This is a genomic window from Streptomyces sp. NPDC045022, assembly GCF_056432605.1.
The window spans coordinates 125,161-139,843 of record NZ_JBWKIR010000017.1 but is presented as its reverse complement, the minus strand read 5'-3'; the positions used below and the strand labels follow the sequence as shown (position 1 = coordinate 139,843).

The window sequence follows — 14,683 nt, the reverse complement described above, 5'->3', positions numbered from 1 at the left end:
CCGCACACGCACACCACGAGGACTGAGAGCACCGGGATGGCAGACCAGACCCACGTCCTGTTCGTCGAGGACGACGACGTCATCCGCGAGGCCACCCAACTCGCCCTGGAGCGGGACGGCTTCGCGGTCACCGCCATGCCCGACGGTCTGTCGGGCCTGGAGGCGTTCCGGGCGGACCGTCCCGACATCGCCCTGCTGGACGTCATGGTCCCCGGTCTGGACGGGGTCAGCCTGTGCCGCCGTATCCGGGACGAGTCGACGGTGCCGGTGATCATGCTGTCGGCGCGCGCCGACTCCATCGACGTCGTCCTCGGTCTGGAGGCGGGCGCGGACGACTATGTGACCAAGCCGTTCGACGGCGCCGTGCTGGTCGCGCGGATCCGGGCGGTGCTGCGCCGCTTCGGGCACGCGGGCGGCAGCACACAGGCCGAGGCCGCCGCGGACGCGGTGACCGGCGGGGTGCTGACGTTCGGGGACCTGGAGATCGACACCGAAGGCATGGAGGTGCGCCGGGCCGGGCAGCCGGTCGCGCTCACCCCGACCGAGATGCGGCTGCTGCTGGAGTTCTCCTCCGCGCCGGGCACCGTCCTCTCCCGCGACAAGCTGCTGGAACGGGTGTGGGACTACGGCTGGGGCGGGGACACCCGGGTCGTCGACGTGCATGTGCAGCGGCTGCGGCAGAAGATCGGCCAGGACCGGATCGAGACGGTCCGCGGCTTCGGCTACAAGCTGAAGGCCTGAGCGGGGAAGCGGCATGCGGGGCATCCTTCGGTACCCGGTCCGGCGCATGGAGCGCGCGGGCCTGCACACCGGGCTCAGATGGAAGCTCAGCGCGGCGATCGCGCTGGTGTCCGGGCTGGTGGCGATCGTGCTGAGCCTGGTCGTGCACAACGCGGCCCGGGTCTCGATGCTCGACAACGCACGCGACCTGGCCAACCAGCGCGTCCAGATAGCGCAGCGCAACTACGAGCTGACCCGGCGGCCGAACTTCCCCAACATCAAGGTCGACGACCCCGAGCTGCCGGCCGCGCTGCGCGAGAAGGCCGAACAGGGCCGGAAGGCGAGCGACGTCAGCGACCACGGCGAAGGCGCGGACATCTGGGCGGCCGTGCCGGCGAAGGACGGGCATGTGCTGTCCCTGCACAGCAACATGCCGGACCGTTCCACCGACGTGATGAAGGACCTCGACCAGGCACTGGTCATCGGCTCCGTCACGGTCGTGCTCGGCAGCAGCGCGCTCGGCGTGCTGATCGGCGGGCAGCTGTCCCGGCGGCTGCGCAAGGCGGCCGCCGCCGCGGGCCGGGTCGCCAAGGGCGAGACCGACGTCCGGGTGCGGGAGGCCATCGGCGGGGTCGTGCGGGACGAGACCGACGATCTCGCGAGCGCGGTGGACGCCATGGCGGACGCGCTGCGGCAACGCATCGAGGCGGAGCGGCGGGTCACCGCGGACATCGCGCACGAGCTGCGCACCCCGGTGACGGGCCTGCTGACCGCCGCCGAACTCCTGCCCCCCGGCCGCCCGACCGAACTGGTCCTGGACCGGGCCAAGGCCATGCGCACGCTCGTCGAGGACGTGCTGGAGGTCGCCCGTCTCGACGGGGCCTCCGAGCGGGCCGAGTTGCAGGACATCATGCTCGGCGAATTCGTCGCCCGGCGGGTGGCCGTCAAGGATCCGGACATCGTCGTGCGGGTGGTGCACGAGTCGGAGGTCACCACCGACCCGCGGCGCCTGGAGCGGGTGCTGTTCAACCTGCTGGCCAACGCGGCCCGGCACGGCCGGCCGCCGATCGAGGTCACCGTCGAGGGGCGGGTCATCCGGGTCCGCGACCACGGTCCCGGCTTCCCCGAGGAGCTGCTCGCCGAGGGCCCGAGCCGGTTCCGCACCGGCAGCAAGGACCGTGCCGGGCAGGGCCACGGCCTGGGCCTGACCATCGCGGCCGGCCAGGCGCGGGTGCTGGGCGCCCGCCTGACCTTCCGCAACGTACGCCCCGCCGGAGCCCCCGCCCACCTGCCCGCGGAGGGCGCGGTGGCCGTCCTGTGGCTCCCGGAACACGCCCCGACGAACACCGGAAGCCACCCGATGATGCCCCTGTCCGGGAGTGCGGGGTGAGCGTGGCGGTGGCCGGGGGCCGGGGGCCGGTTGAGCTTGGCCGGGGGCGGCGTTGTGCCTGGCGGCCGGTGCCGGTTGAGGGTGGCCGAGGGCGACGTTGTGCCTCACGCCCGGTGCCGGTTGAGGGTGGCCGAGGGCGGCGTTGTGCCTCACGCCCGGTGCCGGTTGAGGGTGGCCGAGGGCGGCGTTGTGCCTCACGCCCGGTGCCGAACCGAAGCCGGACGGCAATGCCGAAGACCCCCTGGCGCGGACACCAGGGGGTCTTCGAGTGAGAAAGGGGGTCAGACGACCTCGATCACCGGGGCCGGAGCCAGGTCCTCACTGCCCTCCGCGGCTGCCTGCTTCTGCGGCCCGCTGCGCAGCGGCACCTCCTTGACGAACAGCCCCGCGATCAGCACCAGCACCGCGATCGCCGCTCCCAGCAGGAACGCCGAGTGGATGCCGGCGGACACCGCGTGCTGGTACGCCTCCCGCGCCGCCGCCGGCAGCTTGCCGAGGCTCTCCTTGTCCAGCTGCGCCGAGTTCTCGGTGACGCTCTGGCCCAACGCGCCGGCCTTCTCCGCCATGACGTCCTGGACCCGGTGGTTGAACAGCGCGCCCATGATGGCCACACCGAAGGAGGAGCCGAGCGTACGGAACAGGGTCGCGGACGAGGACGCGACGCCCATGTCCTTCATCTCCACGCTGTTCTGCGCCACCAGCATGGTGATCTGCATCAGGCAGCCCATGCCCGCGCCGAGCACGGCCATGTAGACGCCGGAGGTCAGCCGGCTCGTGTCCGTGTCCATCCGCGACAGCAGGTACATGCCGACGATCATCAGGACACCGCCGACGAGCGGGAAGGCCTTGTAGCGGCCGCTGCCGGTGGTGACCCGGCCGGCGATCATCGACGTCACGAGCATCGCGCCGAGCATCGGCAGCAGCAGCAGACCGGAGTTGGTCGCGGAGGCGCCCTGCACCGCCTGCTGGTACAGCGGCAGGAACAGGGTGGCCCCGAACATCACGAAGCCGGCGATGAAGGCGATGAGCGACATCAGGGTGAAGTTGCGGCTCTTGAAGATGTGCAGCGGCAGGACCGGCTCGGCGGCCTTGGTCTGCCAGAACACGAACCCGACGAGCGCGGCCACGCCGATGCCGATCAGCTCCATGATCCGCGCGGAGGTCCAGGCGTACTCGGTGCCGCCCCAGGTGGTGACCAGCACGATGGAGGTGATGCCGACGGTCAGCAGCACGACACCGAGGTAGTCGATACCCGCCTTGGACCGCTTCTTGGGCAGGTGCAGCACGGCGGTGACCAGCGCGAGCGCGACCACGCCGAGCGGCAGGTTGATGTAGAAGGCCCAGCGCCAGCCCCAGTTGTCGGTGATGGTGCCGCCGACCAGCGGTCCGCCGATCATCGCCAGTGCCATGACGCCGGCCATCATGCCCTGGTACTTCCCGCGTTCCCGCGGCGGTACGAGGTCACCGATGATCGCCATGACGCCGACCAGCAGACCGCCGGCCCCGAGCCCCTGAATGGCCCGGAACCCGATCAGCTCGCCCATGCCCTGGGCCATGCCGCTCAGCACCGAACCGATCAGGAAGATCACGATCGAGGTGAGGAAGGCGCCCTTGCGCCCGTACATGTCCCCGACCTTGCCCCAGACCGGGGTCGAGGCCGCGGTGGCCAGCGTGTACCCGGTGACCACCCAGGACAGGTGCTGCAGACCGCCCAGCTCGCCCACGATCGTCGGCATGGCGGTGCCCACGATCATGTTGTCCAGCATCGCGAGCATCATCGCGATCATGAGCGCGAGCACGACGACGCGCACGCTCTTGCCCTGTTTGGTCTCCGTGACGCTTTCGCCTGCGTCCGCCATCTTTCCCAACTCCCCCTGCGACGGTTACTTACTTGCCGCCCGGCTAGTTCACTACACTGGGAAGGTAGACCTGTCACTAGCCGGTCGTCAAGTAAGTTTCCGCGGAAGCGCGAGGAGTACGAGGATGGGCGGCACCATGGACGGCACCAAGCAGCAGCGCCGCGGCAACACCCGCCAGCGCATCCAGGACGTGGCCCTCGCACTCTTCGCGGAGCAGGGGTACGAGAAGACCTCTCTGCGCGAGATCGCCGAGCGTCTCGACGTCACCAAGGCGGCCCTGTACTACCACTTCAAGACCAAGGAAGAGATCATCGTCAGCCTCTTCGCGGATCTGACGAAACCGATCGAGGACCTGATCGAGTGGGGCCGGGAGCAGCCGAGGACCCTGGAGACCAAGCAGGAGATCATCCACCGCTACAGCGAGGCGCTGGCCGGTGCGGAGCCGCTCTTCCGGTTCATGCAGGAGAACCAGGCGACGGTGCGGGAACTGCGCATCGGCGACACTTTCAAGGACCGGCTGCGCGGCTTCAGGGACATCCTCATCGACCCCGAGGCGCCGCTAGTGGAGCAGGTCCGCTGCGTCAGCGCGATGTTCACGCTGCACGCCGGGATGTTCGTGATGCAGGACCTGGAAGACGACCTCGAGAAGCGGCGCGCGGCCGTTCTCGAGGTCGCCATGGACCTGGTCACGCAGGCGCACCAGCGCACCCACGGGAACGCCTAGGCCCTTTCGTTCGGATCATGCCGGATCAGGGAGCGCCAGGCCCCGCGAGCCCGGCATGATCCAAACGAGAGGCCTTAGGTCAGACCTTCACGCCCTTGGCGTGCAGGAACGCCACCGGGTCGACGGCGGAGCCGTAGTTCGGGGTCGTGCGGATCTCGAAGTGCAGGTGCGGGCCGGTGGAGTTGCCGGTGGAGCCGGAGAGGGCGATGTGCTGGCCGGTCTTGACGATCTGGCCGATCTTGACGTCGATCCGGGACAGGTGCGCGTACTGCGAGTACGTGCCGTTGCCGTGCTTGATGACGATGGCGTTGCCGTACGCGGGGCCGTCACCGGCGCCGTTGGGGCCCGCCTTGACGACGGTGCCGCCGTGCGCGGCGTTGACATCGGTGCCGGTCGGCACGGCGAAGTCCTGGCCGCTGTGCTTGGCGACCCAGTGGCTGCCGGCCTGGGCGAAGCTCGCGGAGAGCGTGTACTTCTTCACCGGGTCGACCCAGGAGGCTGCGGACGGCGCCGCGGCGCTCGCGACCCCGGCACCCAGCACAGCCGTGGCGCCGATTCCGGCGGCCAGGACGGACACACGGGCGCGGAGCGAGGACGTACGGGAAGAACGGGACGTGACGCGCTGGAACATCGAAACCTCGTGAACTCGGAAGCAGGTCAGCCACCCGGCGCACAGAGGTTCACCGGAGCAGCCATCCCTTGGTAACCGAGCACCCCATCAAGCCCAAAACGCCCTATCTACGGCATCAACTAGTAGATGACCTCAAAGACATCTCGAGTCTTGACAGCTCCGCCACCCAGGAGACCCCCCACCGACGACGTCGTTCTTTCCTGCACGATTCCGTAATGAAGGTCCTTTTTTCGCCCCTTTTGTCCACCCGGCAGATCCCACTATCAGCGCTAGTACCGGATATTTCGCCTGTGCCGCTTATCACCGGCCGCCCAATTCGACGATCACAGAAATGTGACGCAGGCCTCTAGGCACCTACCGTCCAGTAACCCTACGGTTCCCCTCGCGCCACCCTCACCAAAGATCATGGCCCTGACATTCAGGCACGTATACGGACGTGAGAGGACCCCCCACCGATGACCAGACGCCCCTGGGCGCGCCACATGGCCGTGACCGCCGTCTCCGTGGCCGCCCTGGCCGCGATGGCCGCCCCGGCCGAGGCCGCGACCACGAGCAGCTCCTCAGCGAAGGTCGACTACACCACCTGGCAGAAGGACTGCCAGACGGTGATGGACCAGGCCCTGCCGTATCTGAAGGACCGCATCGACGCCGCCGCGCCGGGCGAGAAGCAGGCGATCGTCTTCGACATCGACAACACCACGCTGGAGACCGACTACGGGTTCAGCTACCCGCAGCCGGCCAACAAGCCCGTCCTGAACGTCGCCCGGTACGCCCAGGAACACGGCGTCAGGCTCTTCTTCGTCACCGCCCGCCCGGGTGTCCTCTACTGGCCCACCGAGTACAACCTCGAGCACGACGGCTACGACGTCTCCGGCCTCTACGTCCGCGGCCTGTTCGACCTCTTCAAGGACGTCGCCGCCTACAAGACCGCCCAGCGCCTCGACATCGAGAACCAGGGCTACACGATCATCGCGAACATCGGCAACAGCGCCACCGACCTTTCGGGCGGCCACGCCGCGAAGACGTTCAAACTGCCGGACTACGACGGGCAGTTGTCGTAGGCGTTCCGCGCTCTTCAGGCATGCGAAAGGGGCCGGTGCCCGAAGGCACCGGCCCCTTTCGCTCGGCCGTGACGCTTACGCGTCCTTGCTCAGGTTCGGTCCGGCACCGCCGGCCGCCTGCTCGATCGGCGGGACGTCGGGAAGCGCCGACTTCTCCTCACCCCGGAAGGTGAAGATCTTGGCGTCGCCCTCGCCCTCGGTGTCCACGACCACGATGTGACCGGGGCGCAGCTCGCCGAAGAGGATCTTCTCCGAGAGCGTGTCCTCGATCTCGCGCTGGATCGTGCGACGCAGCGGACGTGCGCCCAGCACCGGGTCGTAACCCTTCTTGGCCAGCAGTTCCTTGGCGGACTGGGACAGCTCGATGCCCATGTCCCGGTCCTTCAGGCGCTCGTCGACCTTGCCGACCATCAGGTCGACGATCCGCAGGATGTCCGCCTGCGTGAGCTGCGGGAAGACGACCACGTCGTCCACACGGTTGAGGAACTCGGGGCGGAAGTGCTGCTTGAGCTCGTCCGAGACCTTGTTCTTCATGCGTTCGTAGTTGGTCTTCGTGTCACCCGAGGCCGCGAAGCCGAGGTTGAAGCCCTTGGAGATGTCCCGGGTGCCGAGGTTGGTCGTCATGATGATGACCGTGTTCTTGAAGTCCACGACCCGGCCCTGGGAGTCGGTCAGGCGACCGTCCTCCAGGATCTGCAGCAGCGAGTTGAAGATGTCCGGGTGGGCCTTCTCGACCTCGTCGAAGAGGACGACGGAGAACGGCTTGCGGCGGACCTTCTCGGTCAGCTGGCCGCCCTCTTCGTAGCCCACGTAGCCGGGGGGCGAACCGAAGAGGCGGGACACCGTGTGCTTCTCGCTGAACTCCGACATGTCGAGGGAGATCAGCGCGTCCTCGTCACCGAAGAGGAACTCGGCGAGCGCCTTGGACAGCTCGGTCTTACCGACACCGGACGGGCCGGCGAAGATGAACGAGCCACCCGGACGCTTCGGGTCCTTCAGACCGGCACGGGTACGGCGGATCGCCTTGGACAGCGCCTTGACGGCGTCGATCTGGCCGATAACCCGCTTGTGCAGCTCCTCCTCCATGCGGAGCAGGCGGCTGGACTCCTCCTCGGTCAGCTTGAAGACCGGGATGCCGGTGGCCGTGGCGAGGACCTCGGCGATCAGCTCGCCGTCGACCTCGGCGACGACGTCCATGTCGCCGGCCTTCCACTCCTTCTCCCGCTTGGCCTTGGCGGCGAGGAGCTGCTTCTCCTTGTCGCGCAGGGAGGCGGCCTTCTCGAAGTCCTGCGAGTCGATCGCGGACTCCTTGTCCCGGCGGACGCCGGCGATCTTCTCGTCGAACTCGCGCAGGTCCGGCGGCGCGGTCATCCGGCGGATACGCATCCGGGAACCGGCCTCGTCGATCAGGTCGATCGCCTTGTCCGGCAGGAAGCGGTCCGAGATGTACCGGTCGGCCAGGGTGGCCGCCTGGACCAGGGCCTCGTCCGTGATGGAGACGCGGTGGTGCGCCTCGTACCGGTCACGCAGACCCTTGAGGATCTCGATCGTGTGCGGCAGGGAGGGCTCGGCGACCTGGATGGGCTGGAAGCGGCGCTCCAGGGCCGCGTCCTTCTCCAGGTGCTTGCGGTACTCGTCCAGCGTGGTCGCACCGATGGTCTGCAGCTCACCACGGGCCAGCATCGGCTTCAGGATGGAGGCCGCGTCGATGGCACCCTCGGCGGCACCCGCACCGACCAGCGTGTGCAGCTCGTCGATGAACAGGATGATGTCGCCGCGCGTGCGGATCTCCTTGAGTACCTTCTTCAGGCGCTCCTCGAAGTCACCGCGGTAGCGGGAGCCGGCGACCAGCGCGCCGAGGTCCAGGGTGTAGAGGTGCTTGTCCTTGAGGGTCTCGGGCACCTCGCCCTTGACGATGGCCTGGGCGAGGCCCTCGACGACGGCGGTCTTGCCGACGCCGGGCTCACCGATCAGCACCGGGTTGTTCTTGGTACGGCGGGACAGCACCTGCATGACCCGCTCGATCTCCTTCTCGCGCCCGATGACCGGGTCGAGCTTGGACTCACGAGCGGCCTGGGTGAGATTCCGGCCGAACTGGTCGAGGACCAGGGACGTCGAGGGGGTGCCCTCCGCAGGCCCGCCTGCGGTGGCGGTCTCCTTGCCCTGGTAACCGGAGAGCAGCTGGATCACCTGCTGCCGCACGCGGTTGAGGTCTGCGCCCAGCTTGACCAGGACCTGGGCGGCGACGCCCTCGCCCTCACGGATCAGGCCGAGCAGGATGTGCTCCGTGCCGATGTAGTTGTGGCCCAGCTGAAGGGCCTCGCGGAGCGACAGCTCCAGGACCTTCTTGGCACGGGGGGTGAAGGGGATGTGGCCGGACGGGGCCTGCTGGCCCTGACCGATGATCTCCTCCACCTGCTGGCGGACCGCCTCAAGCGAAATGCCGAGGCTCTCCAGGGCCTTAGCGGCGACACCTTCGCCCTCGTGGATGAGACCCAGGAGGATGTGCTCGGTGCCGATGTAGTTGTGGTTGAGCATCCGGGCTTCTTCCTGAGCCAGGACGACAACCCGCCGCGCGCGGTCGGTGAACCTCTCGAACATCGTTAATCGCTCCTCAGAGCGGTCAGGCAGTGGGGGGAACTTCCCCTCCCTGTCCTTCCGCAGCTTAGTCCCGCAAGCGGGGACCGCTCATTCCAACTGCCGACACCGTCGATGGCCTCCTGACCCCGAACGCCGACATCTGCTCCAACCCGATGGTGCGAGACGATGTTCCCGCAGGCCAGGCAGTTACCCCAGTCGCCAGTACGCCGATGGCGAACGTGAGACGGCCCGTACTGCGTGTCGCCCCCTCCCACTAGGCATGTCTTACCCGCCGTGACGGACACTCCATGCCGCGCGCACCGGTTCCCTCCGCTATGGGCGAACAACCTTGCGCCTCCCCCGCGCCGCACGCGCCCCCTTTTTCCGAACTCCCCGCACTCGAAAGAGCACACAGCGTAACCCGCCGCTCGCTTTCGCGGTTGCACTTGGCATGGTTGGCCCGGCTCCCACGACATCCCCGGAGACCCGCACGGTCCCCCTTCCTCGCCGGCCCCTCGATCCGGAGCCGGAATCGCCCTGTGCCCTTCCGGCCGGCCCGGACGCGCGGACCCGGCACTGGTACGAGAACGATCTGGGCTGGGCGACAGTGCCCGGACGGCCGCTGCGGCTGCTCACCGGTGTGCGGTTCGACGTCCTGGACGTGCCGGCCGAGGCGGGCGCGGGCGCGCTCCGACGTCTCGCACCGGGCTCTCCGGTGGCCCTGTGGGGCGACCGGATGGGGCTGCTGGTGGCCGCGGGCAGCGCGGAGGAGCTGCCGGGGCTGCTGGACTGGCTGGAGTGGAGCGCCGTCGCCCTCGACCTGCGGGTGCTGGGGGCGGGCGGCACCATGGCCGCACCGAGGGAGCCGATGGCACCGCTCGCGCCCACGGCGTCGTTCGACGGCGCCGCCGCGGTGCGCGCCTGTTCCGTACCGGGGGCCGCCGTATGGCTGCGGCCCCCCGGCCCGGGACGCGAGGCCGAGGCCTCGCTGCCGGCACTGCCGGCCGTGGGGCGCGAGGGGAGCGCCCCCGATCTCGTACGACTCGTGGACACGGTGGCAGCGCAGTGCCACCGGGTCCGGCTGCGACGCGCGTGCGCCGGACCGCCCGCCTGCCGGCGGGGTCGGCCGTCGTTCTCGTAGGCGGCGCGAAATCAGCCGTTGGCCTTCTCGTAGGCCTCGCGGATGGACGCGGGAACACGGCCGCGGTCATTGACCTCGTAACCGTTCTCCTTGGCCCAGGCGCGGATCGCCGCGGTGTCCTGGTTGCCGCCGGAAGCGGCACGGGCCTTTCCACGCCCACCCGAAGCACGGCCACCGGTACGACGGCCACCCTTCACATAGGGGTCGAGAAGGCCACGCAGCTTGTCCGCATTGGCAGTCGTGAGATCGATCTCGTACGTCTTGCCGTCCAGCGCGAACGTCACGGTCTCGTCCGCCTCGCCGCCGTCGAGGTCATCGACAAGAAGGACCTGAACCTTCTGTGCCACCGGATTTCCTTTCATCGATAACGTTCAGGGTCAGGGGGTGTGCGGCGTCCGCCGTTTCGCCGCCCCTGTTATATGCAGTACTGCAGTACGTCGGAAAGCAAACCGCTTTTGCCGGAAAAACACAAACCCCTGGGAGAGACTCGGTGACCCGCCTCCGCCCAGAAACATGCGCGTTTCGGACATAGGGGCACCGAGGCAATGACGATCACAGATGCAGAAGCATCCGGCTGTTGCCCAAGGTGTTCGGTTTCACTCGTTCGAGACCGAGGAACTCCGCGACGCCCTCGTCATAGGAACGCAACAGCTCCGCGTACACATCGGTGTCGACCGGGGTCTCGCCGATCTCCACGAAGCCGTGCTTCCCGAAGAAGTCGACTTCGAAGGTCAGGCAGAAAACCCGGCGAACGCCGAGCCAGCGCGCGGTCTGCAGCAACTTCTCCAGCAACTGATGGCCGACCCCGGCTCCCTTGAGGCCGGGCTTCACCGCCAGAGTGCGGACTTCCGCGAGGTCCTCCCACATGACGTGCAGCGCACCGCAGCCGACGACCTCGGCGTTGTCGTCGCGTTCCGCGACCCAGAACTCCTGGATGTCCTCGTAAAGGGTGACCGTGGCTTTGTCGAGCAGGATGCGACCGCGGACGTAGGCGTCGAGGAGGCGGCGTACGGCGGGGACATCGCCGGTCCGGGCCCGCCGGACGGTGATGGCTTTTGCGGAGGCTTCGGGACGCTCTGCTGACATGAGCGGACGCTATCGCCCGCCACTGTCCTCTGCCGAGCCGGGGTTCTCCTCTTGCCGGGCATCGGGAGCTTGCTGTTGCCGGGCCGCCCGTTGCGGAGCTTCCGGCCGGGCTTCGGGTGCTTCCCGGGTTTCTTCCGGGCCCTGGACGATGCGTACGGCGTCCCTGAGGGCCTGACGCTGTTCCTCGCTCATCATCCCGAAGAACGCGACGAGAGCGGCGGCCGGGTTGTCGCTCTGTGACCAGGCGTCGTTCATCAGGGCGGCGGCGTACGCGGCTCGCGTGGAGACGGCCTCATATCGATAGGCCCGCCCTTCCGCCTCGCGGCGCACCCAGCCCTTCTGATGGAGATTGTCCAAAACGGTCATCACGGTGGTGTACGCGATGGAGCGTTCCTGCTGCAGGTCTTCCAGGACTTCTCGAACGGTCACCGGGCGGTTCCACTTCCACACCCGCGTCATGACCGCGTCTTCGAGTTCTCCCAATGGGCGAGGCACAGCTCAGAACAATAGTGGGAGATCCCGGCAATGGCCTGCCAGACGTGCGCTAAGCCGACATATATGAACAAAAAGGGCGTACATCTGCAAGAGCGTCGGACGCCCCGCCGGGCGCCACCGACTCAGGCCTTGCCGCCGCCGGCGGAGGCCTGGCGCGCACCCTCCGCGCGCGCGAGCGCGGCGTCGACGGCCGCGTCCTCCTTGGTCTTGGCGGCCCCGCCCTGGGTCTTCACGATGACCCTGACCACACCGATGAAGAACGCGGCCATGACGACCGGGGGCACGAGCGCGGAGACGTAGTCCATGTCACCAGAGTAGCCACGGGAGAACGCCCGAAAGGGCCGGGGGGCACAAAGGTGGTGCGGTCGCGCCGGTAGGAACGGGGCCGGCCGAAGCCGGATTCTCAGCCGGCGACCAACCGGTGACTCCCGGCCGCTTCCGCCTGAGGTCCCGGCTTGCGGCGCGGAAAGACCTCCCCCGGGGTCGGGATCGGCCGCTTCGGCGTGTCCGGCTCCGGGGCGGGGCGCGCCGGAGGGGCCGGCGCAGGCGTCGGCGCGGGCTTGGGAGCGGGCTGCGCGGGTTTCGGCGCCTCCTCGGCCTGCCGCACCCCGGCGTCGCCCGCGCCGCCGGCCAGAGCCAGCAGACGGGCCCGGGAGGGCGGTACGGCGGGGGCCGGGACCTTGCGCGCGCCCTGCGCGAACCGGGCCCGTACGTCCCGCTCGGCCAGCACCTGGCAGCGGTCCAGGAGGGCGGCCGCCACGGGGTTCCCGCGCAGCGCCCGGAGCGCGGCGAGGTCGTCCCGTGTCGGCCGGTGCCCGGCGCCCAGCGCCTCTTCCAGGAGGGCGAGATAGCCGGCGGCGGTGCCCGGCAGGGCGGCGCGGTACCGCCCGAGGTCGGCCACCAGGAAGGCGCGCAGTCTGGCGCCCTCGCACATCGCCTCGTCGAGCGACTCGGCGAGCCGGAAGCAGTCCTGGACGTCCTCGGCGGACGCTTGGCCGGGGTGAAGGGCGAGGGCGAGGGCGCGGCGGAGCACACGCAGCTCCTCCACGCCGAACGCCATGCCGCCGCGGGATCCGTGTGGCGTGGGCATGCGGCGACGGTACCGCTAATCGGACAAAAGTGACGGATCGGAATGCTATGTAGTCGCGTGTCGCTTCCGGTTTCCCCCGACCGGGGTCAGGCGCGGCTCGGCACCCCGGAGGGCGCCGGCCACCTCACAGACGCGAGACGTTCCGCTCGTACACCAGGCGCAACCCGATCAGCGTCAGCCACGGCTGGTGCTCGTCGATCACCGAGGACTCCCCCAGCACCATCGGCGCGAGCCCGCCCGTGGCGATCACCGTCACGTCGTCCGGGTCGTCGGCCAGCTCCCGTGCCATCCGGCTGACGACCCCGTCGACCTGTCCGGCGAACCCGTACACGATGCCCGCCTGCATGGCCTCGACCGTGTTCTTGCCGATCACGCTGCGCGGCCGGGCCACCTCGATCTTCCGCAGCTGCGCGCCCTTGACGCCGAGCGCCTCCACGGAGATCTCGATGCCGGGCGCGATGACGCCGCCGACGTACTCCCCGCGCGCGGAGACCGCGTCGAACGTGGTCGCCGTACCGAAGTCGACGACGATCGCCGGGCCGCCGTACAGCTCGACGGCCGCGACCGCGTTGATGATCCGGTCGGCGCCGACCTCCTTGGGGTTGTCGGTGAGGATCGGCACGCCCGTCTTCACGCCCGGCTCGACGAGGACGGCGGGGACGTCGCCGTAGTACCGCCGGGTGACCTCGCGCAGTTCGTGCAGGACCGAGGGAACGGTCGCGCAGATCGCGATGCCGTCGATGCCGTCGCCGAGTTCCTCGCCGAGCAGCGGGTGCATGCCCATCAGGCCCTGGAGCAGGACCGCCAGCTCGTCCGCCGTGCGGCGCGCGTCCGTGGAGATGCGCCAGTGCTCGACGATGTCCTCCCCGTCGAACAGACCGAGGACGGTGTGCGTGTTGCCGACGTCGATCGTGAGCAACATGGCCGTTACTCCGCCTCGCGCAGGTCCAGGCCGATGTCCAGGATCGGCGAGGAGTGGGTGAGCGCGCCGACGGCCAGGAAGTCCACACCGGTGTCGGCGTACGCGCGCGCGGTGCCGAGGGTGAGCCGGCCGGAGGCCTCCAGCAGCGCCCGGCCGGCGACGACGCCGACGGCCTCCGCGCACTCGCCGGGCGTGAAGTTGTCCAGCAGGATCAGGTCGGCGCCCGCGTCCACCACCTCGCGCAGCTGGTGCAGGGTGTCGACCTCGACCTCGATCGGCACCTCCGGGAATGCCTCCCGTACGGCCTCGAAGGCCTGCGCGACGCCACCGGCGGCGACCACGTGGTTGTCCTTCACCAGGGCCGCGTCGGACAGCGACATGCGGTGGTTGACGCCGCCGCCGCAGCGCACGGCGAACTTCTCCAGCGAGCGCAGGCCGGGAGTCGTCTTCCGGGTGTCCCGCACGCGCGCCTTGGTGCCCTCCAGGGCGTCCGCCCACGCGCGCGTGGCGGTCGCGATGCCGGACAGGCGGCACATGATGTTCAGGGCGCTGCGTTCGGCGGTGAGCAGGTCACGCGTGCGCGTGGTGACCGACAGCAGCTTCTGCCCGGCCTCGACGCGGTCGCCGTCCTCGACGTGCCGCTCGACCTCGAACTCGTCCGTGCAGACCACGGAGAGCACGGCCTCGGCGACCCTGAGGCCGGCCACGACGCCCGCCTCGCGCGCGGTGAAGTCGGCGGTGGCCACCGCGTCCTCGGGGATGGTCGCGACCGTCGTCACATCCACACCGCCGTCCAGGTCCTCCTGGATGGCGACGTTGGCGATGTCCTCGACCTCGACGGGGTCGAGCCCGGCGGCGGCCAGCAGCTCGGCGAGCGCGGGGTCGAGCCCGCACTCCAGGTACTCCTCGTCCCCCTCGGCGCCGCAGGCGCAGCCGTCGCCGCAGCCGTCGGTCGGGGCGAGGGGAAGGTCGTCGGTGCTCACG

15 protein-coding genes are annotated in these 14,683 nt (G+C 69.3%); 5 read left to right on the top strand and 10 right to left on the bottom strand.

Features of this window, described 5'->3' with window-relative positions:
* Positions 1-36 precede the first annotated feature (36 nt).
* A complete protein-coding gene (gene cseB, locus AC07C1_RS27485; RefSeq protein ID WP_478943183.1) occupies positions 37-741 on the top strand; it encodes a two-component system response regulator CseB in 705 nt (234 codons plus the stop codon).
* 13 nt (positions 742-754) lie between these two features.
* A complete protein-coding gene (gene cseC / locus AC07C1_RS27480; RefSeq protein ID WP_478943181.1) occupies positions 755-2,110 on the top strand; it encodes a two-component system sensor histidine kinase CseC in 1,356 nt (451 codons plus the stop codon).
* A gap of 281 nt (positions 2,111-2,391) precedes the next feature.
* On the opposite strand, the gene AC07C1_RS27475 is transcribed toward cseC, so the two are convergent.
* On the bottom strand, positions 2,392-3,969 hold the full coding sequence (locus AC07C1_RS27475; RefSeq protein ID WP_478943180.1) for an MDR family MFS transporter: 1,578 nt from the start codon (positions 3,967-3,969) through the stop codon (positions 2,392-2,394).
* A 124-nt stretch (positions 3,970-4,093) separates the two neighbouring features.
* On the opposite strand from AC07C1_RS27475, the gene AC07C1_RS27470 reads away from it, so the two are divergent.
* A complete protein-coding gene (locus tag AC07C1_RS27470; RefSeq protein ID WP_478943178.1) occupies positions 4,094-4,693 on the top strand; it encodes a TetR/AcrR family transcriptional regulator in 600 nt (199 codons plus the stop codon).
* A gap of 79 nt (positions 4,694-4,772) precedes the next feature.
* On the opposite strand, the gene AC07C1_RS27465 is transcribed toward AC07C1_RS27470, so the two are convergent.
* A complete protein-coding gene (locus tag AC07C1_RS27465; protein ID WP_478943177.1) occupies positions 4,773-5,324 on the bottom strand; it encodes a M23 family metallopeptidase in 552 nt (183 codons plus the stop codon).
* Between the two features lie 455 nt (positions 5,325-5,779).
* Between AC07C1_RS27465 and AC07C1_RS27460 the strand changes: the two genes are divergently transcribed.
* Positions 5,780-6,385, top strand: coding sequence for an HAD family acid phosphatase (locus AC07C1_RS27460; RefSeq protein ID WP_478943175.1), 606 nt, complete (start codon positions 5,780-5,782; stop codon positions 6,383-6,385).
* A gap of 75 nt (positions 6,386-6,460) precedes the next feature.
* On the opposite strand, the gene AC07C1_RS27455 is transcribed toward AC07C1_RS27460, so the two are convergent.
* Positions 6,461-8,986, bottom strand: a complete 2,526-nt coding sequence (locus AC07C1_RS27455; RefSeq protein WP_478943174.1) for an ATP-dependent Clp protease ATP-binding subunit — start codon at positions 8,984-8,986, stop codon at positions 6,461-6,463.
* A 430-nt stretch (positions 8,987-9,416) separates the two neighbouring features.
* On the opposite strand from AC07C1_RS27455, the gene AC07C1_RS27450 reads away from it, so the two are divergent.
* Entirely contained in the window at positions 9,417-10,106 is a 690-nt protein-coding gene (locus AC07C1_RS27450; protein WP_478943172.1) for an SCO3374 family protein, read from the top strand.
* Between the two features lie 11 nt (positions 10,107-10,117).
* Here AC07C1_RS27450 and AC07C1_RS27445 read toward each other — a convergent pair whose 3' ends face one another.
* The 7 genes from AC07C1_RS27445 to nadC all read right to left on the bottom strand — a co-directional run bounded on the left by AC07C1_RS27445 (position 10,118) and on the right by nadC (position 14,682).
* The gene (locus AC07C1_RS27445) at positions 10,118-10,453 is read right to left on the bottom strand and encodes a histone-like nucleoid-structuring protein Lsr2 (protein ID WP_030751806.1); all 336 of its coding nucleotides are present in this window, start codon (positions 10,451-10,453) and stop codon (positions 10,118-10,120) included.
* Positions 10,454-10,658: 205 nt separating this feature from the next.
* A complete protein-coding gene (locus AC07C1_RS27440) occupies positions 10,659-11,192 on the bottom strand; it encodes an amino-acid N-acetyltransferase (RefSeq protein ID WP_478943170.1) in 534 nt (177 codons plus the stop codon).
* A 9-nt stretch (positions 11,193-11,201) separates the two neighbouring features.
* Entirely contained in the window at positions 11,202-11,651 is a 450-nt protein-coding gene (locus tag AC07C1_RS27435) for a BlaI/MecI/CopY family transcriptional regulator (RefSeq protein ID WP_478943168.1), read from the bottom strand.
* A 158-nt stretch (positions 11,652-11,809) separates the two neighbouring features.
* Positions 11,810-11,992, bottom strand: a complete 183-nt coding sequence (locus tag AC07C1_RS27430) for a hypothetical protein (RefSeq protein ID WP_478943166.1) — start codon at positions 11,990-11,992, stop codon at positions 11,810-11,812.
* Positions 11,993-12,090: 98 nt separating this feature from the next.
* The gene (locus AC07C1_RS27425; protein ID WP_478943225.1) at positions 12,091-12,747 is read right to left on the bottom strand and encodes a hypothetical protein; all 657 of its coding nucleotides are present in this window, start codon (positions 12,745-12,747) and stop codon (positions 12,091-12,093) included.
* A gap of 154 nt (positions 12,748-12,901) precedes the next feature.
* Positions 12,902-13,699: a type III pantothenate kinase gene (locus AC07C1_RS27420; protein WP_030651508.1), complete on the bottom strand. Its 798-nt coding sequence runs from the start codon at positions 13,697-13,699 to the stop codon at positions 12,902-12,904.
* Between the two features lie 5 nt (positions 13,700-13,704).
* Positions 13,705-14,682, bottom strand: coding sequence for a carboxylating nicotinate-nucleotide diphosphorylase (gene nadC, locus AC07C1_RS27415; protein ID WP_478943164.1), 978 nt, complete (start codon positions 14,680-14,682; stop codon positions 13,705-13,707).
* Position 14,683 lies beyond the last annotated feature (1 nt).